General features: G+C 62.6%; 20 protein-coding genes and 1 pseudogene. 11 read left to right on the top strand and 10 right to left on the bottom strand.

The genetic code is table 11. From position 1 onward, the window contains the following. Positions 1-6: 6 nt before the first annotated feature. The 4 genes from nadC to WDJ60_RS13250 form a co-directional block, all read right to left on the bottom strand. Complete coding sequence (gene nadC / locus WDJ60_RS13265; RefSeq protein WP_340101018.1) at positions 7-813, bottom strand: carboxylating nicotinate-nucleotide diphosphorylase; 807 nt, start codon at positions 811-813, stop codon at positions 7-9. A 2-nt stretch (positions 814-815) separates the two neighbouring features. Then, complete coding sequence (locus WDJ60_RS13260) at positions 816-2,321, bottom strand: L-aspartate oxidase (protein ID WP_340101096.1); 1,506 nt, start codon at positions 2,319-2,321, stop codon at positions 816-818. After that, on the bottom strand, positions 2,318-3,439 hold the full coding sequence (gene nadA, locus WDJ60_RS13255; protein ID WP_340101016.1) for a quinolinate synthase NadA: 1,122 nt from the start codon (positions 3,437-3,439) through the stop codon (positions 2,318-2,320). The genes WDJ60_RS13260 and nadA overlap by 4 nt, the downstream gene beginning before the upstream one ends. Before the next feature lie 380 nt (positions 3,440-3,819). Then, positions 3,820-4,743: a response regulator gene (locus WDJ60_RS13250; protein ID WP_340101014.1), complete on the bottom strand. Its 924-nt coding sequence runs from the start codon at positions 4,741-4,743 to the stop codon at positions 3,820-3,822. A 301-nt stretch (positions 4,744-5,044) separates the two neighbouring features. Here WDJ60_RS13250 and WDJ60_RS13245 point away from each other — a divergent pair, with 301 nt between their 5' ends. After that, the gene (locus WDJ60_RS13245) at positions 5,045-5,173 is read left to right on the top strand and encodes a DUF7503 family protein (RefSeq protein ID WP_340101012.1); all 129 of its coding nucleotides are present in this window, start codon (positions 5,045-5,047) and stop codon (positions 5,171-5,173) included. Positions 5,174-5,232: 59 nt separating this feature from the next. On the opposite strand, the gene WDJ60_RS13240 is transcribed toward WDJ60_RS13245, so the two are convergent. Continuing rightward, positions 5,233-7,317 carry a hypothetical protein gene (locus WDJ60_RS13240; RefSeq protein WP_340101010.1) on the bottom strand — a complete coding sequence of 695 codons (2,085 nt, stop codon included), beginning with the start codon at positions 7,315-7,317 and terminating at the stop codon, positions 5,233-5,235. 296 nt (positions 7,318-7,613) lie between these two features. Here WDJ60_RS13240 and WDJ60_RS13235 point away from each other — a divergent pair, with 296 nt between their 5' ends. Then, complete coding sequence (locus WDJ60_RS13235) at positions 7,614-8,906, top strand: hydroxymethylglutaryl-CoA reductase (RefSeq protein ID WP_340101008.1); 1,293 nt, start codon at positions 7,614-7,616, stop codon at positions 8,904-8,906. On the opposite strand, the gene WDJ60_RS13230 is transcribed toward WDJ60_RS13235, so the two are convergent. Beyond that, positions 8,907-9,263, bottom strand: coding sequence for a hypothetical protein (locus WDJ60_RS13230; protein ID WP_340101006.1), 357 nt, complete (start codon positions 9,261-9,263; stop codon positions 8,907-8,909). Next, positions 9,260-9,784, bottom strand: coding sequence for a DUF5817 domain-containing protein (locus WDJ60_RS13225; protein WP_340101004.1), 525 nt, complete (start codon positions 9,782-9,784; stop codon positions 9,260-9,262). Before WDJ60_RS13225 ends, WDJ60_RS13230 begins: the two co-directional genes overlap by 4 nt. A gap of 109 nt (positions 9,785-9,893) precedes the next feature. On the opposite strand from WDJ60_RS13225, the gene WDJ60_RS13220 reads away from it, so the two are divergent. Then, complete coding sequence (locus tag WDJ60_RS13220; protein WP_340101002.1) at positions 9,894-10,232, top strand: cupin domain-containing protein; 339 nt, start codon at positions 9,894-9,896, stop codon at positions 10,230-10,232. Positions 10,233-10,321: 89 nt separating this feature from the next. Here the strand turns inward: WDJ60_RS13220 and icd are convergent, their stop codons facing one another. Further along, positions 10,322-11,584, bottom strand: a complete 1,263-nt coding sequence (gene icd, locus WDJ60_RS13215) for an isocitrate dehydrogenase (NADP(+)) (protein ID WP_340101000.1) — start codon at positions 11,582-11,584, stop codon at positions 10,322-10,324. A 294-nt stretch (positions 11,585-11,878) separates the two neighbouring features. Between icd and WDJ60_RS13210 the strand changes: the two are divergent. From WDJ60_RS13210 to map, 3 genes and pseudogenes are all read left to right on the top strand, one after another. After that, positions 11,879-13,180, top strand: a pseudogene (locus tag WDJ60_RS13210) (RNA-guided endonuclease InsQ/TnpB family protein). A 105-nt stretch (positions 13,181-13,285) separates the two neighbouring features. After that, on the top strand, positions 13,286-14,176 hold the full coding sequence (locus WDJ60_RS13205; protein WP_340100998.1) for an isoaspartyl peptidase/L-asparaginase: 891 nt from the start codon (positions 13,286-13,288) through the stop codon (positions 14,174-14,176). 37 nt (positions 14,177-14,213) lie between these two features. Beyond that, positions 14,214-15,101, top strand: coding sequence for a type II methionyl aminopeptidase (map, locus tag WDJ60_RS13200; RefSeq protein ID WP_340100996.1), 888 nt, complete (start codon positions 14,214-14,216; stop codon positions 15,099-15,101). A gap of 97 nt (positions 15,102-15,198) precedes the next feature. Here the strand turns inward: map and WDJ60_RS13195 are convergent, their stop codons facing one another. Then, positions 15,199-15,399: a DUF7835 family putative zinc beta-ribbon protein gene (locus WDJ60_RS13195; RefSeq protein ID WP_340100994.1), complete on the bottom strand. Its 201-nt coding sequence runs from the start codon at positions 15,397-15,399 to the stop codon at positions 15,199-15,201. Between the two features lie 254 nt (positions 15,400-15,653). Between WDJ60_RS13195 and WDJ60_RS13190 the strand changes: the two genes are divergently transcribed. From WDJ60_RS13190 to WDJ60_RS13175, 4 genes are all read left to right on the top strand, one after another. Further along, positions 15,654-16,199: an HIT family protein gene (locus WDJ60_RS13190; RefSeq protein WP_340100992.1), complete on the top strand. Its 546-nt coding sequence runs from the start codon at positions 15,654-15,656 to the stop codon at positions 16,197-16,199. Positions 16,200-16,400: 201 nt separating this feature from the next. Next, positions 16,401-17,249, top strand: a complete 849-nt coding sequence (locus tag WDJ60_RS13185; RefSeq protein ID WP_340100989.1) for a ubiquinol-cytochrome c reductase iron-sulfur subunit — start codon at positions 16,401-16,403, stop codon at positions 17,247-17,249. A 69-nt stretch (positions 17,250-17,318) separates the two neighbouring features. After that, positions 17,319-18,257 (top strand): cation diffusion facilitator family transporter, encoded by a 939-nt coding sequence (locus WDJ60_RS13180; RefSeq protein ID WP_340100987.1) that lies wholly within the window; start codon positions 17,319-17,321, stop codon positions 18,255-18,257. A gap of 46 nt (positions 18,258-18,303) precedes the next feature. Next, positions 18,304-19,968 carry a histidine kinase N-terminal 7TM domain-containing protein gene (locus tag WDJ60_RS13175; RefSeq protein WP_340100985.1) on the top strand — a complete coding sequence of 555 codons (1,665 nt, stop codon included), beginning with the start codon at positions 18,304-18,306 and terminating at the stop codon, positions 19,966-19,968. A 34-nt stretch (positions 19,969-20,002) separates the two neighbouring features. On the opposite strand, the gene WDJ60_RS13170 is transcribed toward WDJ60_RS13175, so the two are convergent. Beyond that, positions 20,003-21,262 carry a tRNA (N(6)-L-threonylcarbamoyladenosine(37)-C(2))-methylthiotransferase gene (locus WDJ60_RS13170; RefSeq protein WP_340100982.1) on the bottom strand — a complete coding sequence of 420 codons (1,260 nt, stop codon included), beginning with the start codon at positions 21,260-21,262 and terminating at the stop codon, positions 20,003-20,005. Between the two features lie 97 nt (positions 21,263-21,359). Here WDJ60_RS13170 and WDJ60_RS13165 point away from each other — a divergent pair, with 97 nt between their 5' ends. Continuing rightward, positions 21,360-22,922, top strand: coding sequence for a spermidine synthase (locus tag WDJ60_RS13165; protein ID WP_340100980.1), 1,563 nt, complete (start codon positions 21,360-21,362; stop codon positions 22,920-22,922). The last annotated feature ends 43 nt before the right edge of the window (positions 22,923-22,965 follow it).

The raw sequence follows: 22,965 nt of genomic DNA, 5'->3' as shown, positions 1-22,965 counted from the left end.
CCGAACTCACCCTGTCCGGAAGGAGTAATCCAGCGTCGGTGCGGAGTGAGTTAGCGCTCCCATCGAGATGATGTCCACACCAGTTCGTGCGTAGTCCGGCACGTCAGCGACAGCGATACCGCCGCTGGCTTCGGCGACTGTCTCCGCAGGGAGCGCGTCAACGGCCTCGCTGACTTCTGCCGGTGTCATGTTGTCCAGTAGGACGATATCCGCGCCAGCCTCGGCCGCCCGCGGTGCGTCTGCGGGCGTCTCCACCTCAACCTCGATTTTTGTGGCGAAGGAGACCCGTTCGCGAACGTGCTCGATGGCTCCGTCCATCCCCATCTCGGCGACGTGGTTGTCCTTGACCATCACCATGTGGGAGAGGTCGAGCCGGTGGGTGTCACCACCGCCGGCGACGACGGCCCGCTTTTCGATGCCGCGCAGACCGGGCGTGGTCTTGCGGGTGCCGGCGATGCGAACGTCGTCGGCGACCGAATCAGCCTTCGCGACCGCTTTCTGGGTCTTCGTCGCGATACCGGAGGCGTGCCCAGCGACGTTGACCGCGACACGCTCGCCGCGGAGTACGTCACGGGCCGCGCCGCTGACGCTAAGAACGGTGTCGCCAGCGGCAATCGAATCGCCGTCTTCGATGGCTCCCTCGCAGTCGACACCGAGATAGTCGAAAACGGCACTGGCGGCGTTCAGACCCGCCGCGATGCCCGATTCCTTGGCGACGAGTCGACCCGTCGTCTCGCCGGGCACCTGGTTGGTCACGTCGTGGTGGCCCACGTCCTCGCGGAGCCACGCCTCGATTTGGGAATCCGTGAGCATCGTTAGTCGGCGTCGGCCGCCGGAGCGTCTGTTTCTTCGACGAGGTAGTGACAGCCCACGGATTCGTCGTTCTCGCTTGCCGCGCGGGCGACGAGTAGAGAGACGACTGCCGCCGAACGGAGTTCGTACAGCGACCGGGAGGTCCGGGTGCGCGCGTACGCGTCGACTTCACCTTTCAGCCGGCGGAGCACCGACTGCGCACGCTGCAGACCGTCGGTCGTGCGCTCGATGCCGACCCGTTCGTCCATCACGCGCCGGAGGCGGTGGAACTTCTCGCGGGCGAAGTTGTCCGGGAGCGCGGGGTCCCGGTCGAGCAGTTCCGGCGCCTCGATTTCCTGGGGTTCGAACCCAGACGCGGCTTCACCAGCGCGCCGTCCCCAGACCAGCCCTTCCAGCAGCGAGGTGCTGGCCAGTCGGTTCGCGCCGTGCACGCCGGTTCGGGCACACTCCCCGACGGCGTACAGTCGGTCGAGCGTCGTCTGTCCTCGGTCGTCAACGTTGATACCGCCACAAAGGAAGTGTTCGGCCGGTGCGACTGGAATCTCGGGGAGGGCGACGCCGTTGTCGGCGCACTTCTCGGCGAGGTCCGGGAACACACTCTCGAAGTCGATGCCGGACACGTCCAGTACGACTTCGCCCGTCTCCTCGCGTTCCGTTTTGACCGCGCGAGCGACCACGTCGCGCGGCGCGAGTTCGGCGTCGGCGTGGTAGTCCGGCATGAACCGCTCGCCTGTGCCGTTCCGGAGAATCGCGCCTTCGCCGCGGACGGCCTCGCTGATGAGAAACGTATCCTCACCATCGCCATCGTAGGCGGTCGGGTGGAACTGTACGTACTCCATGTCTGCAACGTCTGCGCCGGCGAGTGCGGCCATCGCGATGCCGTCGCCGGTGGCGTCATCGGGGTTGGTCGACCGCGGGTAGAGTGCGCCGATGCCGCCGGTCGCCAGTACCGTGGTCCCGGCGAAGGTCGGTGCCCACTCGCCGTCGTGTTCGAGCATCGCGCCGTACACTCGTCCCTCGTGGCGGATCAGTTCGAGTGCGGCGGTGTCTTCGCGAATCCTCACGTCCGTCTCGTCTGCGACGTAGTTCAGGAACGGGACGTGGACGTGCTTGCCCGTCGCCGCGTCGACGTGAAGGATACGCGGTTCGTCGTGAGCGGCTTCCTGGCCGTAATCGTACCCGTCGCCGTTGGTGTCGAACTCGACACCGAGCGTCTCGACGAGGATGTCGCGGACGGCGTCGTCTGCGTCGTCGACGAGCGCGTCCACTGCATCGGGGTCGGCGGTCCCCGCAGAGGCGTCGTGGATGTCGGCCGCGAACTGCTCGGGATCGTCGCGGGTGACGGCGATGCCGCCCTGTGCCCACCACGTCGAGGCTTCTTCGGGGCGTTCGGCTTTCGTCACGAGCGTCACGTCGGCACCCTGTCGGTCGGCTTCGAGCGCGGCCGCGAGGCCGGCGATGCCCGCACCGACGACGAGGGCGTCTGTGGTCTGCGTATCCATGGTCAGATTTCCAGCATCCGGTCGAGTGCGACCTGCGCGAGTTCCTTCTCCTCCGGCGCAACCTCGATGACGTTGCGCTCGCGGCCCTCGACGAGTTCCTCAAGGACCCACGTCAGGTAATTGGGGTCGATCTGTCGCATCGCGTTGCAGTCCATACACGCGTCGCCACAGAGCGGCAGGACGTTCACCTCGGGGTGCCACCGTGAGAGGTGGTTGGTGAGGTGGATTTCAGTGCCGATGGCCCACGTCTCGCCGGGGTCGGCGTTCGCGACGGTCTCACAGATAGTCGAGGTGGAGCCAACCACGTCGGCGGCCTCGACGACTTCGCGGCGACACTCCGGGTGGACGACGACGTTGGCGTCGGGGTGCTCGTCCCGGATTTGATCGATGTGGTCGGTCCGGAAGCGCTCGTGGACCTGGCAGTACCCCTCCCAGAGGATGATGTCGTTGCTGGTCGCCTCCTCGGCAGTGACGCCTTCGGGGTCCCAGGGGTCCCACTCGACGATCTCGTCTGCCATGTCAAGCCGGTGGGCCGTGTTCTCCCCGAGGTGCTTGTCCGGCAGGAAGAGCACCTTGTCGCCCTTCTCGAAGGCGTACTCGAAGGCCTTGTGGGCGTTCGAGGAGGTACAGACCAGCCCGCCCTGTTCGGCACAGAACGCCTTCAGGTCGGCGTAGCTGTTCATGTACGTAATCGGGATGATGTCCTCGCCGGTGGCCGCTGTGAGTTCGGCCCACGCCGAATCGACTTGGAGGGCTTCGGCCATCCCCGCCATCGGACAGGACGCTTCCATGCTGGGGAGAATGACCGACTGGCTGTCGTCGGTGATGATGTCCGCGGATTCGGCCATGAAGGTGACGCCGCCGAAGATGACGTAGTCGGCGTCGGCGTTGGCCGCCTCCTTCGAGAGCTGGTAGGAATCACCGATGAAGTCGGCGTGTTCGACGATTTCCCGGCGCTGATAGTTGTGGCCGAGGATGACAACGTCGTCGCCGAGTTCGGCCAGTGCTGCCTCGATTCGCTCCGTTCGCTCGTCTTCGTCCAACTCGCGATAGGACGGGGGGAGCTGCTCGAGGTTGTCGTACTTGAAAAGACTCAGGTCCGTTTCGAACTGCGCTGTTTCCATTTCGGGCACGGTGTTCCACCTGGTTGTGTACCTGTTCTACGGAGCCCTTCTTTGAAAAGATTTTGTATTCAATAGTGAATATCGATGGCAGATTCAAACTGTGTCGCTTGCCTTGGTGGTTTAGGGAGTGCACTAGCACACCGTGTTCGGTATTTATCGGTCAATGTAGCAATCGAAACCCAGTGCTACAGATATAGTAGCCACTGAAAGCCATTGCACACACGACCGCACGAGTGCCGTGCGGTCGATGTGTAAATCGTTTCAGTTGTTACTACAGAACAACCGTTCAACAGGACTTGTCAAAGCGTTCACCGCGTATGGTGGGCCGTCTCTTCAAAATGGGGTCGTCGGCTCCGTACTGGGGACTTTGACGGCCTTGCTCACTCGGTTTTGTCCCAGAGGATACCGATACAGCCGGGGTCGCCGTCGTACTGAATCGACCCTCCCTGTACTTCGATAGACAGTTTCGTTCCATCGGCTCGCTCGCCGGTAAACTCGTACTGGAACGTCTCGACTTCGTCGTGGTCGAGTTCGACGAGTTCCCGGAATCCGTCGTCGTCAGTTTCGCTGGCGATTTCGAGCGGATACTCCCCGACGAGTTCGCTCTGGGTGTATCCGAAGATGTCGGCGAGGCGTTCGTTGACGTAGACGAACTCCCCGTCCTGGATGATGAACACGCCGGTGAGGTCCTGTTCGACGAGTCGTCGATACCACGACAGCGAGTCCCAGAACTGCTGCTGTGTGCGATACCTGTCGACGGCGTTCTGGACGCGGTTTGCCAGCACCTCGTACTGATCGAGGCCGCCGCCCTTTTGCATGTAGTCGGTGACGCCCGCCGCAATCGCTTCGCTCGCGACTTCCTCGCTCCCTTTTCCGGTGAACAGAATGAACGGGAGGTCTGGATACTGCTCGCGGACGATCTCGAGGAACTCGATGCCGTTCGTGTTCGGCATGTCGTAGTCGCTGATGATACAGTCGATTTTTCCGTTGTTCAGATGATCGAGCGCCTGCACCACGTTCGTCTCCGTGGTGACGGTGATGTCTTCGTCGATGCGCTCCAGACACGTCTTTGCTAGCTCACCGAGGTCCGGGTCGTCGTCGACGTGCAGGACCCGAACGTCCTGCCCTTCCTCTCCGCTGGCCACCGGCAGCGGAATTTCGATGAGATCCGTTTCGAGCGACTGTGATGTCCCACCTCTGACGAGCGGTGGATTCTCCTGGAGGGCTCGCCTGCTGCCCCGTAGCGTTTGCCGCGAGAGTTCGACGACGTGTTCGCTGCCGTGTGTCGTCCCGTTTACACCCATCGAATCTCACCCGGGACTATTTTGCCATGCGGACATCCAGGCGGAATCGACCGATTCGACAGCAGTCCGTCTGTCTGCCGCGGAGATGCTGCGTGACGGCCACTGGACCGTCTCCCGCTTTCTTTTGTCATGTGCGCTTGTCTACTGCATACATTCTATCCCGATTCTCATAACCATTTTGCAGCTTGTCGCACACATTGTATATAAATTCGTCTCTTTCTGTCGCCTTATATTAACTTATTTTTTGTCCGAAAACATCAAATAATTTTAAATTACATCTCCTCAATTGATACAGTGTATCATGTCCGATACTGAAATCACGGAGTTCCTCCGGGAACATCCGCGGATGATGGGTGTACTGTTCACGATGATGCTGCTGCTCACGCAGGCGGGCTCTGTGGCAGCTGCGGGCGGAACCACGATTAGCTAGTCTGAGTGTCTGTTTCCTTGCTGATGGTTATAGAAGACGGCCAATAGTTGGGACCAGTCTTATAAATCGTCAACCGTGAGTAATGAACTCCACTGGAGAGCGTTCTCGGTCTTAATTGGAAAATTCTCTAGCTTTAGAAACTTCGAAAGCTCGTTTTCTGAGAGTTGGAACGTGGCAATCCTCCCCGAGCTAAGGTAATATTGGTCGTTACCGTCGATAAATGGCTGATATATACTTCCAATCCCTGCGTCGTCAGTTGCATACGTTTGGATGTCAACAATGAATCCATCGTCCCCTGACTCTATCTTAAGGAGCGTGGGCGTCCTGCTCGGCGACTGTGTCACGGTCATCCCGCCATCGCCGACGACGATGTACTGCCCGCCGAGGACGCTCTCCTCGCGGGCGACGGTTAGTGCCGCACGCAGCGGGAATCCGGCGTTCAGTAATCTGGCGATGGACTCGCCCATCTGGATGGCTCCGGTGTTGATGACGTCGCTCAGCGTGACGATTCCGCCGATAGCCCCGGCTTCGATGAGGTTGACTCCCTGCTGGTAGGAGTTACACGCATTCAGGAGGAACGAATCGACGCCGGTCTCGTCGAGTGTCGCCACGTCGAGTTTTCCGTCGGTACATTCGAATCCGTCCTGTTCCGTGTGTCCGATGTAGTGGAAGAAGTCACTCTCCGCTCGGAGTTGCTCGCGGAGTTGGGCGACCGTCAGGTCTCGATGGATCGTCACATCGAAGGGGAGGTTCTCCCGGTCACCGTACGCGCGGTCGACGAGGTCGCGCTCTTCTGCCATCCGGGCATCGTTCAGGACGATGGTGATCGAGATGTCCCCGTCGGTCGCCTCCCGGTCGAGGCGGTTCTGGAACGCCTCGGGCGTCAGCTTGCTCGCTCCGATCGGGATGCGGTCGCCGATCCAGGCCTGCTCCAGCGCCGTCGTCGATTCTGGCTCGACGTAGGAGGCGTCACCGGTGCTCCGCGATTCTGCCGCGCTACGAGTCAAGACACTGTCTCGCGTGAGCGCTTCCGTTGGGCCGGTGGCTGTCGGCGCGTCTCTCGTCCCGGGTGTCTCGACTGTCCGCACGATTGCGAGGTCGTCAACCACGAACGGGAGTTGCTCGACGGTGTCTGCCACCGGGTCGACGTGAACTGCCAGTCGCCATTCGGGGACGTGCTCTTCGACCAGCGCATACGGCACCTCCAGATACGTGGCGATCTGCTCGGCGAGCGGCTGCTCGTACAGCGCCGCCCAGTCGAGACTGACGTGTTCCTCGATGGCGCTCCGTTCGTGCAACGGCACGTCGTAGACACCCTCAGTCCGGGTGACACAGTCGAGGACGAACACCTGTTTGAGCGTCTGCTCGACACCCGTCTCCAGCCCGTTGGGCGTATCGAGTCGATGTTCGAAGCCCGTCTCGGTTACCAGCCGCGGCGTCGGTCCCGGGACGACGGTGGCACCCAGGTAGTACGCCAGCGGCGCTACGGTGTAGACCGCCTCGTACGTCGCCGGAATCTCGACCCGAAGGCCTGTCTCCGGTGGGTCGATTGCTTCCGGGATGTCGAGCGTGTCCCCGAGTTTGACCGCCGGCGGGTGCCCGCGGTTGGAGGGGTAGGACCGCTCGGGGTCCGTGGCTTTGAGCGCCGACCCGAACGCGCTGACCGCGGCCATCATGTCGACGGGGTCCTCTGTCGTCGTAATCGTCGCTGCCGGTCGGTCGTGCCAGGAGAGCGCCCCGATTCTGAGTTCCGTCGGCTCCTCGAACTCGATGCGCGTCTCGAAGAGGTCGGCCGCAATTCGGACCGGGCTCTCGACTTCGACGTACGTCTTGATTTGCGTGCTCAACTCGAGGATGTACGCTCCGTCGTCGAACGTTTCTTCCTCGAGGTGGCCGACCTCTGTCAGCATCTCCCCGGATCTGTCGCGCACGCACACGCTCACGACCGTCGGGAGCGTGAGTTCTTCGGCGGTCACACTGACGGCGTTTCCGACGGGAAACAGGAACGGCTCCGTCGCCGTCGGCGTCGGGGAAACGGTCGTTCCCGTCTGGAGCCTGTATCGGAGGCGCTCGACCCGGTCGACGATCTCGATTCCCGGCGGCTCGTCGAGCGTTTCGAACGCGAGTGTGGTGTTGTCGACCATCGGCGGTGTGGCGTTACTATCTCAATATTTAGATGTAGATATAAAAAATGCATTGCCCCTGCAACGACATTTTCGGCCGCCATCCTCGTGTTTCGCCATCGGTAGCTTGTCGCCGCTCGCGCTTCCGGGGCTCTCGCACCCCCTGCTCACGGGTCGCGTTGCTCCCCGTTCGCTTGTTGAGACACCTCGTTTCGCTCGGAGTCTCGCCGTTCGCAGTTCCGAGGAGCTTCCTTTCAGTCAGCTCCTCGCTTTCCCTATCCGTTGGGCTTAGGAGACCCCGCCACGACTGTCCTGGCATGACAGACCCTGCCGACCTCGCTGCGCGGGTCCGTGAGGGGGACCTGCGCCTCTACGAACTCGAAGACCACGCTGACGCCGAAACCGCGGCCGCTACTCGCCGTCATCTCGTCGAACAGGAAACGGGCGTCGACCTCGACGCAATCTCCGACTACACCTTCGACGCCGACGGCGTCGACGCCAACGTCGAGAATCTGCTCGGTGGTGCCCAGATTCCGATGGGCGTCGCCGGTCCGGTCTCCGTCGACGGCGGCGCGGCCGACGGCGAGTACTACCTCCCGATGGCGACGACAGAGGGTGCACTCGTCGCCAGCGTCAATCGCGGTCTCTCCGCGATTCGGGCTGCCGGCGGTGCGACCGCACGCGTGACCAGTTCGGGAATGACCCGCGCGCCGGTCTTCCGTGTCGACGGCATCGCAGACGCAGAGCGAGTCGTCGAGTGGGTCCGCGACAACGAGGAGGCGCTCCGCGAGGCCGCCGAGTCGACGACCAGCCACGGCGACCTCACCGCCGTCGACCCCTACGTCGTCGGGGATAGCGTCTTCCTCCGATTCGTCTACGACACCAAGGACGCGATGGGCATGAACATGGCGACCATCGCCACACGCGAGGCCAGCGAACTCGTCGAGGAAGAGACACCGGCCTCGCTGGTCGCGCTCTCGGGGAACCTCTGTTCGGACAAGAAACCCGCCGCTATCAACGCAATCGAGGGGCGCGGCCGCTCGGTCACGGCCGACGTGGTCCTCCCACGAGAGTACGTCGAAGAGACGTTGAAGACGACGCCCGAGGCGATGGTCGAAGGGAACACGCGCAAGAACCTGATCGGGAGTGCCAAGGCCGCCTCGCTGGGGTTCAACGCCCACGCCGCAAACACCGTCGCCGCCGTCTTCCTCGCGACCGGACAGGACCCCGCGCAGGTCGTGGAAGGTGCAAACGCCATCACGACGATGGAGGTCCGGGAGAGCGAGGACGAGCGTAGCGAGTCCTCGACAGACGTGAGCGGAGAGCGACCCGCGAACCGCGCCGAGAGCGATTCCGACGGCGGCGACCTCTACGCCAGCCTCTCCTTTGCCTCGCTGGAAGTCGGCACTGTCGGCGGCGGGACCAAACTCCCGACCCAGTCGGAAGCGCTCGACATCCTCGGGCACGCGGGCGGCGGCGAGCCGGCTGGTGCGAACGCAGACGCGCTCGCGGAACTCATCGCCGTCGGCGCGCTGGCGGGCGAACTCTCACTGGTTGCGGCTTTCACTTCCCGCCATCTCGCCAGCGCTCACGAAGAACTGGGTCGGTAATCACCGCCCGCGGCGGCTCATCTCCACGAACAGGAAGACGGCTCCGCCGACGATGACGGCAAGTCCGAGCAGCCAGAGCAGACTCTGTCCCAGGGCCGTCCCGACGACTAGCAGCGTCCATCCCAGGCCGGCGACGCCGTGTGCCATCGCTGCCGTGGCGTCGCCCTGCCAGTAAAACAGGACCGCACCGAGATCCAGGGCGACAGCCAGCGCGACGAACGAGAAGGCTGCGATCGGAACGTCGACGCCGCCGAGCCCAATCGGCGGGACGAACGGCTGTGCCAGAAAGAGCACGCCGGCGACCGCCATGAATGCGCCGACGACCAGCGGTGCCGGGTCGAGTTTGTGGATGTTCATAGGAGTCGGTACTGCCCACCGTTTTCTGTCGCTTCACCTGCGCGGACGAGTTTCTGGAGGGTCTTTCGGGTGTACTCAGCGGGGACGCCCTGTTCGCTCGCGTAGGCGACCACCGCCTCTTCGTCGGGACTCTCGAGCGCCCGGAGCGCCTGTATGACCGTTTCCTTGCGACTCTGCGTGCCGCCGGCGCCACGTTCTTTCCGCTCGGCGGCCGCGGCGACTTCGTCGGTGTCGATACCGGACTCCTGGAGGTACGTCTCGTCGTCGATGCCGGAGTCGTCGACGTAGCTGTCCATCTCCGCGAAGGAATCGAGACCGGCGAAGGCGTCGCCCATGTCCTGTCGGGTGGCCAGCATCGACGACCGCACTTCGCGAGCGTGGTTCTCGTCGTCGGTGGTGACGAACTCGCGGCGTTTCTTGTACTTCCGAGTCGTGCCACAGCGGGGACATTGACTTGTCTCGGGGCGCCCCTCGACAATCCAGAGGGCGGAACACTCGCCGCAACCAACGACGGCGTACATAGTCGTTCACTTGCGTACGTGCGAGCAAGAAAGCTCCGTTCCACACTGTATCGGCCCACGGTCGTCTGCCGGCCCAACGCTTAGGGTGGTTCCCGTTGGCTGTGTTGGTATGGAATCGATGGCACCCGCAGACGGCAAGACCGTCGAAGCGGTCGAGGGCGTCTACCTCACGCAGTTAGTCGCCGGCGAGCGAACGAGCGTCCAGCACTTCCACATCGAACCAGGGGCGCGCGTCCCCGAACACAGCCACGACCACGAACAGGCTGGCTACATCGCACACGGGACGTTCACGTTTCTTGTCGACGATGAGGAACACGTCCTCAGTCCCGGCGAATCCTACGTCATTCCCGGCGGCGAACCACACGCCGCAGAGAACCGCGCTGACATTCCCGTCTCCGGTGTCGATATCTTCAGTCCACCTCGGACCGATCCCGATTGGATGGACTGACCAGTTGCGGCGCTGCTGCTCGTGAACGGGATAGCCCGAAAAAACTCGTCTCAATCGAATCGGATTTTTGAGAGGCTGTGAAGCTCGTCTTACGCGAGCTTCTCGATATTGCTGACGACTTCCTCGGCGTACTCGCTCGTGGCGAGTTTCTCGCCGCCCTCGATCTGGCGTTCGAGGTCGTACGTGACTTTCTTCGAGGAGATGGTTTCCTCGACGGCGTCTTTGATGAGCTGTGCGGCGTCGTTCCAGCCCATGTACTCGAACATCAGGACGCCCGAGAGCATCATCGCTGTCGGGTTGACCTTGTCCTGGCCGGCGTACTTTGGCGCGGAGCCGTGGACCGGCTCGGCGAGACAGAGTCCGTCGCCGAAGTTCGCACCGGGTGCGATACCGAGACCACCAATCTGCGCTCCGCAGGCGTCGGAGAGATAATCGCCGTTGAGGTTCATCGTGGCGATGACGTCGTAGTTGTCGGTCCGGGTCAGAATCTGCTGGAGCATGTTGTCGGCGATGCGGTCGTTGACGACGACGGCCTCCTCGGGGGCTTCACCGTCGCGTTCCTCCCAGAGGGTGTCCTCGCTGATGACCTCGTCGCCGTACTCTTCTTCTGCGACCTCGTAGCCCCAGTCGCGGAACTGTCCCTCGGTGAACTTCATGATGTTCCCCTTGTGAACGAGGGTGACCGAGTCGCGGCCGTGTTCCAGTGCGTAGTCGATGGCCTGCCGGACGAGTCGCTTCGTTCCGTACTCCGTAATCGGCTTGACACCGATACCGACCGGGCCGTCGTGGATGACGTCGTCTGCGCCCATCTCGTCTTCGACGAACTCCTTGACCTGCTGGACTTCGTCGGTGCCGGCCTCCCACTCGATGCCGGCGTAGACGTCTTCGGTGTTCTCACGGAACGTGACCATGTCCATCGCGTCGGGATTTTTGACCGGTGACGGGACACCGTCGAGGTGGTAGGTCGGTCGGACGTTCGCGTAGGTGTCGAGCGTCTTCCGGAGTGCGACGTTCAGCGAGCGAAAGCCCGCACCGACGGGCGTCGTGAGCGGGCCCTTGATAGCGACGCGGAATTCTCGAATCGCGTTAACAGTGTCTTCGGGGAGATTCTCGTCGTACTTTTCGCGGGCCGTCTCGCCGGCGTAGACGCGCATCCAGCTGATGTCTCGGCCTGTTGCCTGTGCCGCTGCCTCCAGTACCTTCTGTGCTGCTGGCCCGACGTCTGTCCCGATTCCGTCACCGTAGAGAATAGGGATGATCGGCTTCTCGGGGACATCGAGTATGTCGTTTTCCTCGTCTACTACTTCGATGGGTTCGCCCTCGTCGGGCACCTCGATTTTATCGTACGTCATATATCAGCCTCTTTTTCGCCCTGGGCTAAAGTAATGCCGCTTCGAGTGAACCGTGATGATTGTTTTAGATGGATTCCACGGGATGTCTCAGACACATGTTTGCTCTCACGGCGCGGTTGTTCCCACTCTGTGAGTCACTCCCGGAATGCACCAATCATTACGCGAATTTTACCAGAATTGAGGCGAGAATTCCCCTTGGTTAAGGAGCGAGTATTGCGAGCGAGTAGGGAGGAAATGAATCGCCGTACGAGATACAAACCATTAACTTAATACATCGATAATCAACAGACAGCGATGGAGTACAGTCCCCGCTACCCCGTATATCCAACACAAGAGGTAGCGGCTGAACTAGAACATCACATCGATACTCATCGCCAAGCGTACAACTACACCCTGTACGAATACGAGAACGTGGATGCCGACGACATCGGTTCCGCGTACAAACACCACTACTGACTCCCCGACTGGAAAGACGAGTTCTCCGTCTTCTCGGAGGTCAACTCGAAGGCTTTGCAACGAACCGTCACGCGGTTCTACCAGAATCTCGCTGCCCTCTCCGAGCAGAAACAAAACGGACGCAAGGTCGGGAAACTCAACTGGAAGTCACCGAGGGAGTTTCAGAGTATGACATATTCGCAGTCCGGCTTCGAACTCAAAAACACGAGTGGCCGACACGCGACCCTCTGGCTCTCCAAAATCGGCGAGGTCAGCATCCGCTACCACCGCGAGATTTCCGACGATGCCGACATCAAAGAAGTCACAATCAAAAAGGAAACAACCGGTGAGTGGTTCGTCTCGTTTGGGTTAGAAACCGACGACGCCGACTTACCCGAGAAACCTGACGTGGACTCGTTGGACGCGAGCAACAGCATCGGTGTTGACCTCGGCATCCTGAACTACATCCACACCAGCGATGGCACGACCGTCGACTGGCTTGGCCTCGAAGACGAGTACGAGCGACTTCGACGTGAGCAACGCAAGTTGTCACGGAAGCAAGAAGGGTCGAACAACTACGAGAAACAACGGCGGAAGGTAGCCAAAGTCAAGCGTCACATCCGACGGAAGGTACTGGACTACCAGCACAAAATCACGACGTGGCTTGTCCGTGAGTACGACGCGGTGTTTGTTGAGGACTTGGACATGAAAGAGATGCTTGAGCAGCCACAGAACGCTCAGAACAAGCAGGACGCGGCATGGCGACAGTTCATCACATTCCTCGAATACAAGGCCGATCTATATGGCTGTCATGTCATGCAGGTGGATACCGCTGGAACAACCAAAGAGTGTGCATCGTGTGGTGTGGAGACAGCGAAACCCATCTGGGTACGTGAACACTCCTGTCCGAGTTGTGGGTTTGAGTGTGACCGTGACGCGAACGCGGTCGTCAGACTGCGTCTGACGGGCAGCAAAATCGCGTTCGATTTTGCGACGGCGATGAACGTCCTCAAGCGCGGCTTTTCTGAACTAGGGCTGGAATGGCCCGAATCCACGCCTGTGGAGACTGCGCTCCCTATGGACACCCATTCGGTGTCTGCAAAGTGCGTCATCGAAACAGGAAGCCCCACCCTCAACGAAGCCGCACTAGCGGGTGAGTAGGGTGGGGTAGTTCACTCGAGAGAGTCCGGTCGTAGACCGTCGGCATCGTCGGGCTGCCGTCCGTGCCGTCGATATAGCTTTTCGGCTTGCGCCCGAAATCGCGGCATGAACGTTCTCGTCCACGGCGGTGCTGGCAGCGTGTCGGATGACCCCGACGCCCGACAGGCAGTGCTCGACGAGGCGGCCGAGGCGGGCGGTGACTGCGACCGACCAGCGACTGCGGTCGTCTCGGCTGTCCGTCGACTCGAAGCCGACCCGCGTTTCAACGCCGGCGTCGGCAGCGCCGTCCAGAGCGACGGGGTGATCCGGACCGATGCGGGGCTGATGACCGGCGACAGCGAGGCGGGTGCGGCCGCCGCGATGCCCGGTGTGAAACACGCCATCGACGTTGCGCGAGCCGTCGCTCGGGAGACGCCTCACGTCCTCGTCGCTGGCGAGCGGGCCGTCGCGCTTGCAGAGTCATTTGGCGTTGCCACCGACTGCAATCTATGGACCGAGCGCACGCGCGAGCGCTGGCGGGCGGCCGATGTGCCCGAAAGCGACGGGACGCGCGACCGACTGGCGTGGGTCTGCGAGCAGTTTGGCACCGACCACGAGACTGATGCGAACACCGGCGCTCCTTCGCCAGACCACGACACCGTCGGTGCCGTCGCGACCGACGGCCAGCGACTCGCTGCGGCCACCTCGACAGGTGGGCGGTGGTTCGCACTCGCCGGCCGAGTCGGGGACGTACCACAGGTTGGTGCGGGCTTTTATGCTACCGAGCGAGCAGCGGTCAGTACGACCGGTGACGGCGAGGCGATCGCCCGCTTCGGGCTGGCACGACGCGTTGCCCACGCTATCGACGACGGGGACCCGCCACAGCACGCGGTCGACCGGCTGCTCCGTGGGTTCGAAACGGAGACGGGTGGCTCGGCCGGTATCATCGCACTCCGAGACGACGGGGCGGTCGGTCGCGCGTACAATACGGCGGCGATGCAGACCGCAAGCCAGTAACGGCAAACACTTTCTCCCCCACAGCCAAAGACGGAGTATGAGCGTCGATTTGACGAGCGAGCAGTACGAGAAACACCGCGAAGCGGGTGAGATTCTCGCCGAGGTCCGCGACGAGGCCGCAGAGATGGTCGAGGTCGGCGTGAGCCACCTCGAAGTCGCCGAGTGGGCCGAAGACCGCATCCGGGAACTGGGCGGAAAGCCGGCCTTCCCCGTAAATATCTCCATCGACGAGGAGGCCGCCCACGCCACGCCCAGCATCGACGACGACTCCACGTTCGGCGAGGACATGGTGAACCTGGACATCGGCGTCCACGTCGACGGCTGGCTCGCCGACACCGCCATCACGGTCGACCTCTCGGGCAACGAGGATCTGAAAGACGCCTCCGCGGAGGCACTCGACGCGGCACTCGATACTGTCGAGGCGGGCGTTCAGACCGGCGAAATCGGAGCCGCAATCGAAGAGGTCATCGAGGGGTACGGCTACAACCCCGTCGTGAACCTCACCGGGCACGGTCTGGGCCACTGGGAACAACACACCACGCCGAACATCCCAAATCGTGCCGTTTCGCAGGGCGTCGAACTCGCCGCCGGCGACGTGGTCGCTATCGAACCGTTCGCGACGGATGGCGGCGGCAAAGTCAGCGAGGGGAGCGAAGAGGAGATCTTCGCCCTCGAACGCGAGGCGTCGATTCGAAACCGACAGGCCCGGCAGGCGCTCGACCAGATTACCGAGGAGTTCCGGACGCTCCCCTTCGCGACGCGGTGGCTGGATACCTCCCGCGCCGAGATGGCGCTCCGGCGACTCAAGCGCAACGACATCGTCCACGGCTACCCGGTGCTGAAAGAGGACGACGGCTGTCTCGTCAGCCAGAAAGAACACACCGTCATCGTCACCGAAGACGGGTGTGAAGTGACGACGCGGTAGGAACCGGCGAGCGCGCCGGTGTCGCGTCTCGCTGTGGAACAGGACCGAGAATAAGGAGAGAGTGGGTCGATGGACGGTACGTCCGCGTTGGATGGCACTACGCGTTGTTCATCCGCGTCTTCTCGGTCGTGCCACAGACCGTACACTCGCTGACGCGATACGGTTCGCGCGAGAACTCGGCATTTTCGGGGTCGGGACTTTCGGTGAGAATCTGGACGGTAACTTCGTGGGGGGTTGTCCGCTTGCAACTCTCACACTCCTCTGTGATATCTGCGACAGCGTTCGGTTTTGTGGCCATCCTACTCTGACAGTGGCAGAGAAGTAGTATAAGAAGGGTCGACCGTTGACTCCGTTCTAACCGTTTTATCGCACGACTGCGACCGAATTTGGCGTAATACGGTATTAGAACTCTCGATACCGTTTACACACTGTACTCGTCCCTTCATTCACTGGGACTGCGCTGAACGGCCGGTATCTTTTTATATTATAATGGCACGCGTTGCGTCGGCCACTGGCAGGGGGTATTTGACGACGGCGACAGGATGTGAGAGTATGGAGCAGGTGTTTGCCCCCTGGCGCATCGACTGGGTCGAACGCGACGACAAGAACGAGGGTATCGAGGGGTGTGTTTTTTGCGAACTACCCGAGCAGGACGACGATCGGAACAATCTGTTGCTGGCACGCGACGACCACGCGTTCGTCATGCTGAACAACTACCCCTACAATCCGGGCCATGCGATGGTGATCCCGAACCAGCACACCGGCGAGTTCCGAGACCTCGACAGCGAGACGCTCCTCGCGAAGGAACGGCTGGTTCAGCGGACTATCGACGCGATGGACGAGGCGCTCTCGCCGGCGGGGTACAACGTCGGCTACAACCTCGGCGGCGGCGCTGCCGGTGGCTCCATCGACGATCACTTGCACGCTCATATCGTCCCGCGCTGGGAGGGCGACACGAACTTCATGCCCGTCATCGGCGAGACGAAAGTCATCGTCGAGGCAGTCACGGACTCCTACGACCGACTGCACGCCGCTTTCGGCGAGCAGGACGGCGTCCGCGTGGACGACGAAGAGAGCGCCGTCATGGTCGAGTCCTGACTGCGTGGCGGTGAGACCTGCCCGAGGTGGTCAGTGAGCGCCTCAACCGGGGCGCTGGTGTTCCTGCCGTTCGACGAACTTGCTTTTAGAAATCGGAGCTTTTCCCGCAAACAATTTAATAATTTCGTCGATTCTCCTGGCAAGAAACACTGCCCAGGTTCCTTTTATTCCGGGTCGTGGCACTCCGAACGCTGCCCTCCAATGTCAGACAAGTACCCTCCAGAGAGCGGACGGCGTCGGTTCGTCAAAGGCGTCGTCGGCTCGTCAGCACTGAGTGCAGTTGCCGCCAGCAGTGGTATGGTTTTGAACACAGCGACGTCGACTCAGGGCGTCGGCGGCGGGAGCGTCGAGTACGTCGGTATCCGGAACACCGACGGTCCGGCACCGCGTGGCTTGCCGATCGTTCCCTTGCGTACCACCGACGATGGCACTCTCGAAGGCGTGTGGCCCGAAGTCGAGACGAAGACGCGTCGTGACGGCACCGAAGTGAAGGTCGCCGAGACAGAAATCGGCGGGTTCCCCTACTCGTCGAAGTGGTTCCAGTACTGTGGTGTCCAGACGCTACCCGGCGCACAGCCGGGTGCCGACGCCGACAATACACTTCGCGTGAAAGGCGGTTACCAGTGGGCTCGCCCGCTCGAAACTGGATCTCCGGTGTCGGTCGACGACTTCGACAACTACGAAGAGTGGGGCAACGGTGTCGGTGACGACGGCATCGGTATGCCGCTGAACGTTACCTGGCGCAACGTCGAAGAGGGGCGAGCGCTCTCCGTCGAACTGTTGCGGAGTACCGAGGTCAGTAAAATGGTCGCCGGCGAGGGCGAGTATGGGAACCTCCCTGGCGACGTTCGTGAATTTCTCGACGCCGCGACCACCGAGGACTGTATCGCGTGGCTCGACAAGTGCACGCACTTCTGTTGTACGCCAGGATTCAAGAGTTCCGACTATCCCGGGGCGGAGAACGCCGTCTACTGCCAGTGTCACCAGTCGATTTACGACCCGTTCACTCCGGTCAAACAGCAGTTCGTCGCGCTCCCCCGCGTCGACTGACTCCGGCTGCCGATCGGGACGCTCGCCCGAGCGAAGCGATTTAACCCCGGGGGTGTGAAATCCCACCGAATGTCCCGACGGCGCACGCTCCGACGCGTTGGCCTGCTCGTGTTAGCGGCCAACCTCGCCCTCGTCGTCGGGAAGGGTGTCGTCTACTACTGGACCGGCAGTCTCGCCGTCGGCTCCGAAGCGGTCAACAGTCTCGCCGACAGCGCCTACAGCCTGGTCATCGTCGCCGGCCTCTACCTCACGACGCAGCCGCCCGATTTCGAGCATCCTCACGGCCACGAGCGCATCGAACCGTTCGTCTCGCTGTTCGTCGCACTCGGCATCTTCGCTGCCGGCGGTGCGGTGCTGTGGCAGGCGAGTTCCACGCTGCTCTCCGGCGACGTCTCGGTCGCGCGCGGCCCTGCTGCTGCGTCCATCCTCGTCGTCTCCGGGGTGGTCAAGTACCTGCTCTATCGATACTGCTTGCGCGTCGCCGACGACACCAACTCCCCGGCACTCGCCGCGACTGCACTGGACAACCGAAACGACATCCTGACTGCCAGCGCGGCACTCATCGGCGTCCTCGGCGCGATGGCCGGCTATCCGTTACTCGACCCGCTCGCGGCGGGGCTGGTCTCGTTCGGTATCCTCTACACCGGTGTCGAGGTCGTCCAGGACAACGTCGACTATCTCGTCGGCGCGGCCCCGCCTGAGGACCTGCGCCGGGAAATCATCCGCCGCGCGCTCGCCCATCCCGACGTGGAGGGTGCACACGACGTCATCGCCCACTACGTCGGTCCGGAAATCGACGTGAGTCTCCACATCGAGGTCCAGGGCGACCGGACGCTCATGGAGGCCCACCGCATCGAGACCGATGTCGTCCAGTCTATCAGTTCCCTCGCCGAGGTCGACGACGTGTTCGTCCACGTCGACCCCAGAGAGGCCGGCGAGTGGAAACCCGACGACGAGGTCGACCGCCTGGTCGGTGGGCGGATCCACGACCGCGAGGACGAACCCTGACTGGTCCGGGGCCTATTTGTGGATGGCACCGTAACTTTGGGGTAGTATGGCTGCAGTACCGGGCGACTCAACTCAGCTGATCTACATTCTCGCGTTCGGTGCTGCCACGGTGGCCTGTCTTGGAAGTCTACTCCGGGCTCGACAGGTCGAAGACACGGCGACGCGGTACGGACTTGTCGGGTTGCTCGTCGGGAGCGGCGGCTGGGCGGCGTCTCACACCGGCCTGTTCGTCATGCCGACGCCGGACCTGAAGATCGCGTCCTACTCCGTCGGGCTCGTTCTGGGCTTTTCGACCGTCTTCTCCTGGCTGTACTTCTGTTCGGCCTACTCCGGGCGGACGCTGCACCGCAACCAGACGCTCCGTCGGGCCGGTCTCGGGCTCTACCTGGCCGTCGTGGCGGTAAAACTCACGAACCCGCTTCACCACCAGTATTTCGTCGCCGAACTGGTCCAGACCAGCGGCGGCGTCTACGTCGACATCCAGCAACAGGCGTTTCACTGGGCGGCGACGGGACTAGCCTACGCACTGGCCGCCGTCGGCCTGTTTGTCCTGTTCGAACAGTTCGCCGATGCCGGCTACGACACCCGGCCGCTGGTCGTCCTCACGGGATTGACTGCACTGCCGGCGGTCTTCGACATCGTCGGATTTGCGAGCGAACTGATTCCGAACGTCATCTACGCACCGCTCGGGGTGGCCGTGTTCGCGCTCGGCGTTCTGTTCGTCTACGAGGAGCGGTTTCTGGCCGTCCAGCTCACTGGCGACGTCGACGGTGCGTTCGTCTTCCTCTCCGAAGACGGCCACGTCAGAGACTACAACGACGCTGCTCTGGCGCTGTTCCCTGACCTGCGCGGGGCCAATGACCGTCCCATCGAGACCGTCGACGGACTGGCGATGATTACCGACGACGAAGGGGATGTACTCGACGTGACTGTCGATGGCGACCCCCGTCACTATCTCGTTAGCTCGACAACGTTCTCTCTCGGCCAGGCTGACGTTGGCGAGGTATTGATGTTCTCGGACGTGACCGGAATCGAGCGCCAGCGCCGCGAACTCGAGCGGCACAACGAGCAACTCGAAGAGTTTGCGGAGGGTATCCGTCACGAACTCCGCAATTCGCTGCAGGTCATCCAGAGCCGCGTCCACGCTGCCGGTGCCGCACTCGAGAGCGGGAGTGTCGGCGCTGCCCAGGAGTCACTCGGTGCGGCGGCCGACCGGACCGGACGGATGTCACGGACGGTGTCTGACCTCGCGACGCTGGCACAGTACGGTCAGACGGTCGGTGACCTCTCGTCGGTCCCGTTCCGCGAGGCCGTCGAGGCCGCCTGGCGACAGACCGACACCGCCGACCTCGCGTTGACCGTCGAGGGCAACGGCGAAATCATCGCCGACAGTTCGCGTCTGCAGAGCCTCTTCCAGAGCGCTATTACGTTCGCCCGCCACAACGAGGCGACCGAACTCCTCGTCCGTCTCGACGAGGACGGTTTCACTATCACTGACGACGGGACCCGACCAGCCGACGAGAACCTCGACAAACTGTTCGATTACGGTCACGCTGTTCCCAACGCCGAGGCCGGGATGGCACTTCCCAACGTCCAGACGCTTGCACAGGTTCAGGGCTGGACGCTCGATATCGACGAGAACTATCGTGATGGGGTTCGCATCCACATCGGCGGTGTCGGCGTCGAGCAGGTAGACCAGGTTACTGGGTAAGGTGTCGCAGGGTGCAGACCCGCAGTCACCCTTATCAGACCAGTTCGCCGAGTGCGTAAACCGTATTGTGGCCCGTAATTTCTGCCTCGGCGATGTCGCCGAGGTCGGCCGCTGTTTCGGCACCGGGAATCGCAACCTGCCGATAGGCCGAATCGTAGCCAACCAGCGAGTCGTCGGTGCCGTCCTCGACCAGCAGCACCTCGCTTGTCTGGCCGACCATCGACTCGTAGGCCGCGCCGACCACGTCCATCTTCACTTCCGACATCTCCTTCGAGCGGTCCTTCTTCGTCTGGCCGCCCAGCCCCTTCATGTCGGCGGCGTCGGTGCCGGGACGCTTCGAGAAGCGCGTGACGTTGATTTTCTCGGGTCGGGTCTCGCGCAGGAGCGCGAGACTCTGCCTGTGGTCTGCCGGCTCTTCGGTCGGAAAGCCGACGATAAAGTCCGTCGAGAGCGTCCAGTAGTCCAGATACTCGTCGAACGTCTCGACCACGTCGACGTACTCTGAGACGGTGTGCTGGCGGCGCATGTCCGCGAGCATCTCGTCGCTGCCCGACTGGACGGGCGCGTGCAGGAAATTGTACAGTTCGTCGTGCTCGGCGAAGACAGCTGCGAGTTCCTCCCGGACGCCGTGGACGCCCTTCGGATTGGCCATCCCGACGCGCACCCGGAACTCGCCATCGATTTCGGTGCAGATGCGCTCCAACAGTTCGGGAAGCAGACTCTCGCCCTGGTTGCGGTCCCAGCCGTAGACGCCGGTGTCCTGCCCGGTAATCCGGAGTTCCTTCGTACCGGCGTGGACGAGCGCGCGCGCTTTCTCGACGTTCTCCTCGACGGTCGGCGACTCGATTCGACCCGTCGCGTGCTTGGTGATGCAGTAGGAGCAGTCGGACATGCACCCCCGAGCGATGGGGAGGATGCCCACGACGCCGTCGACGACCGGCTCGGTGTCAGGTGTGACAGTCGGACACTCGCCGTTACGGACGTGTTCGGGCACGTCGTCCCAGTGGAGCACGTCGGCGTCGATGTCGGCCTCGCGGAACTGCTCGCCCTGCGCGAGTGCCATACAGCCCGTGATGACGAGGTCTGCGGGCGTTTCGTCGTCGAGTTCCCGGGCGCGGGCCAGCATGTTGCGCTCGGTCTTCTCGACGACGGTGCAGGTGTTGAGGATGGCAACGTCGGCCGCCTCGGGGCCGTCGGCGGGGTGGTGACCGCCGTCGCGGAGCGCCCGCTCGATCTCGCGGCTCTCGCCCCGATTGGACGTACAGCCGTAGGTCTCGATGTGGTAGCGGGCCATTGACTACGACTACGGGCGCGTGGCAAAAAGCGCGACGTTCCGGACCGCACCGTCGACAGTTATCGTTATACTGTCGTAGCCGTTAGCCGGGCCTACTGTGTCATCGGTCCCCGAGCGCCTCGCAGGGCGCACACCGAACCGAATCGAAAGCGCCGTCTTCGTTTCTGGCGTGGCGAGTATGGGACTGGAAATCGTCGCCGGCCGTCAGATCGCCCCCGTCTACGGCTCTAGCGTCTTCACCTGGGGGTCGATTATCGGCGTCTTCCTCGCCGCCCTCGCGGTGGGCTACTGGCTGGCCGGCCGCAGCGCCCGCACGAGCGCCTCCCGGAACGCGCTCGCGCTCGTTTTCGTCGCCACCGCCGCCTACGTCGCCCTGATTGTCGTCGCTGGCGACCCGATACTACGAGCGACCGAGAACGTCGGCCTGCCGGCCCGCTTTGCGCCTGTCCTCCCCATCACGATTCTTTTCGGCCCACCGACAGTGCTGCTCGGGTTCGTCAGCCCCTACGGCGCGGAACTCATCGCCTCGGAGGGGCCGGGCGATGCCTCCGGACAGGTGTACGCGCTCGGCACCGGTGGCTCCATTCTGGGGGCCTTCGCAACGACGTTCGTCCTCATTCCGGAAGTCAAGGAGGGCGTCGTCGGCATCGAGTTCGGCTTCGGCGTCTTGCTCTTGCTGACGGCCGTTCTCGTCGCCCCGCGAGGACAGTCGGGGACTCGCGCGGCAATCGGTCTCGTCGGGGCACTTCTCGTATTATCTTTCGTCTTTGTCACGTTCGCACCGCTGGCGAGCGGCGACGTGGTCTACGAAACGCAGACGGCCTACCAGCAACTCGAAGTCGTCGACGACGACGGCGTGCGGACGCTGTATCTCGACGGCGTCCCTCACAGCGCGATGGACAAGAACCACCCCGACCGCTACGTCTTTTCCTACACTCGCTATTTCCACCTCTCGATGCTCGCGACCGACGACGTGGACAACGTCCTCTTTATCGGTGGCGGCGGCTTCTCCGGCCCGAAACGCTTCCAGAGTGAGTACAACGTCAGCATCGACGTCGTCGAAATCGACCCCGAGGTGGCTTCGACTGCAAAGCAATACTTCCGCGTCGAAGAGAGTGAAAACTTCCGTATCCACACTCGAGACGGTCGCGAGTATCTCGAAGAGACGAACAGAACCTACGACGTGGTCGTCCTTGACGCCTATCGTGCCGACAAGGCACCCATCCACCTCACCACCGAGGAGTTCATGACGCTCGTCTCCGACCGGATGGATGACGACGGCGTCGTGGTCGCGAACGTCATCTCCGCTCGGACCGGGCCGGAGTCGGCGTTCTATCGCGCCCAGTACCGCACGATGGACCAGGTGTTCCCGCAGGTGTACAGCTTCCCGACCAGCCAGTCGGGTGGACTCCAGAACATCGAACTGGTCGCCACGAACTCCGAGCGGAACCTCTCGCAGGCCGATTTCGAACGTCGGAACCAACAGCGGGATATCGGCATCGACCTCTCCCGAGAGATCAGCTTCTACCGCGGGCACGTCGACGTTGGCGATGCGCCGCTGTTGACGGACGGCTACGCACCCGTCGACAGCCTGCTCGCACGACAGGTCGACACCGAGTACGTCATCGAACGGACGAACGACACCCGGGCTGCCGGGTGAAGCCGACTCTCCGCTACACCGACTCAGAGTGAACCGTAACTGG

This window comes from Salinibaculum salinum (assembly GCF_037645885.1).
Classification (GTDB): domain Archaea; phylum Halobacteriota; class Halobacteria; order Halobacteriales; family Haloarculaceae; genus Salinibaculum; species Salinibaculum salinum.
The sequence above is the reverse complement of the archived record's forward strand: the minus strand, read 5'-3'. Positions and strand labels throughout refer to the sequence as shown.

What these genes read in the sequence shown, in the direction of transcription:
- nadC (WP_340101018.1), bottom strand. Translation starts at nt 813, where the DNA reads ATGCTCACGGATTCCCAAATCGAGGCGTGGCTCCGCGAGGACGTGGGC.
- nadA (WP_340101016.1), bottom strand. Translation starts at nt 3,439, where the DNA reads ATGGAAACAGCGCAGTTCGAAACGGACCTGAGTCTTTTCAAGTACGAC.
- WDJ60_RS13250 (WP_340101014.1), bottom strand. Translation starts at nt 4,743, where the DNA reads ATGGGTGTAAACGGGACGACACACGGCAGCGAACACGTCGTCGAACTC.
- WDJ60_RS13245 (WP_340101012.1), top strand. Translation starts at nt 5,045, where the DNA reads ATGTCCGATACTGAAATCACGGAGTTCCTCCGGGAACATCCGCGGATG.
- WDJ60_RS13240 (WP_340101010.1), bottom strand. Translation starts at nt 7,317, where the DNA reads ATGGTCGACAACACCACACTCGCGTTCGAAACGCTCGACGAGCCGCCG.
- WDJ60_RS13235 (WP_340101008.1), top strand. Translation starts at nt 7,614, where the DNA reads ATGACAGACCCTGCCGACCTCGCTGCGCGGGTCCGTGAGGGGGACCTG.
- WDJ60_RS13230 (WP_340101006.1), bottom strand. Translation starts at nt 9,263, where the DNA reads ATGAACATCCACAAACTCGACCCGGCACCGCTGGTCGTCGGCGCATTC.
- WDJ60_RS13225 (WP_340101004.1), bottom strand. Translation starts at nt 9,784, where the DNA reads ATGTACGCCGTCGTTGGTTGCGGCGAGTGTTCCGCCCTCTGGATTGTC.
- WDJ60_RS13220 (WP_340101002.1), top strand. Translation starts at nt 9,894, where the DNA reads ATGGAATCGATGGCACCCGCAGACGGCAAGACCGTCGAAGCGGTCGAG.
- icd (WP_340101000.1), bottom strand. Translation starts at nt 11,584, where the DNA reads ATGACGTACGATAAAATCGAGGTGCCCGACGAGGGCGAACCCATCGAA.
- WDJ60_RS13205 (WP_340100998.1), top strand. Translation starts at nt 13,286, where the DNA reads ATGAACGTTCTCGTCCACGGCGGTGCTGGCAGCGTGTCGGATGACCCC.
- map (WP_340100996.1), top strand. Translation starts at nt 14,214, where the DNA reads ATGAGCGTCGATTTGACGAGCGAGCAGTACGAGAAACACCGCGAAGCG.
- WDJ60_RS13195 (WP_340100994.1), bottom strand. Translation starts at nt 15,399, where the DNA reads ATGGCCACAAAACCGAACGCTGTCGCAGATATCACAGAGGAGTGTGAG.
- WDJ60_RS13190 (WP_340100992.1), top strand. Translation starts at nt 15,654, where the DNA reads ATGGAGCAGGTGTTTGCCCCCTGGCGCATCGACTGGGTCGAACGCGAC.
- WDJ60_RS13185 (WP_340100989.1), top strand. Translation starts at nt 16,401, where the DNA reads ATGTCAGACAAGTACCCTCCAGAGAGCGGACGGCGTCGGTTCGTCAAA.
- WDJ60_RS13180 (WP_340100987.1), top strand. Translation starts at nt 17,319, where the DNA reads ATGTCCCGACGGCGCACGCTCCGACGCGTTGGCCTGCTCGTGTTAGCG.
- WDJ60_RS13175 (WP_340100985.1), top strand. Translation starts at nt 18,304, where the DNA reads ATGGCTGCAGTACCGGGCGACTCAACTCAGCTGATCTACATTCTCGCG.
- WDJ60_RS13170 (WP_340100982.1), bottom strand. Translation starts at nt 21,262, where the DNA reads ATGGCCCGCTACCACATCGAGACCTACGGCTGTACGTCCAATCGGGGC.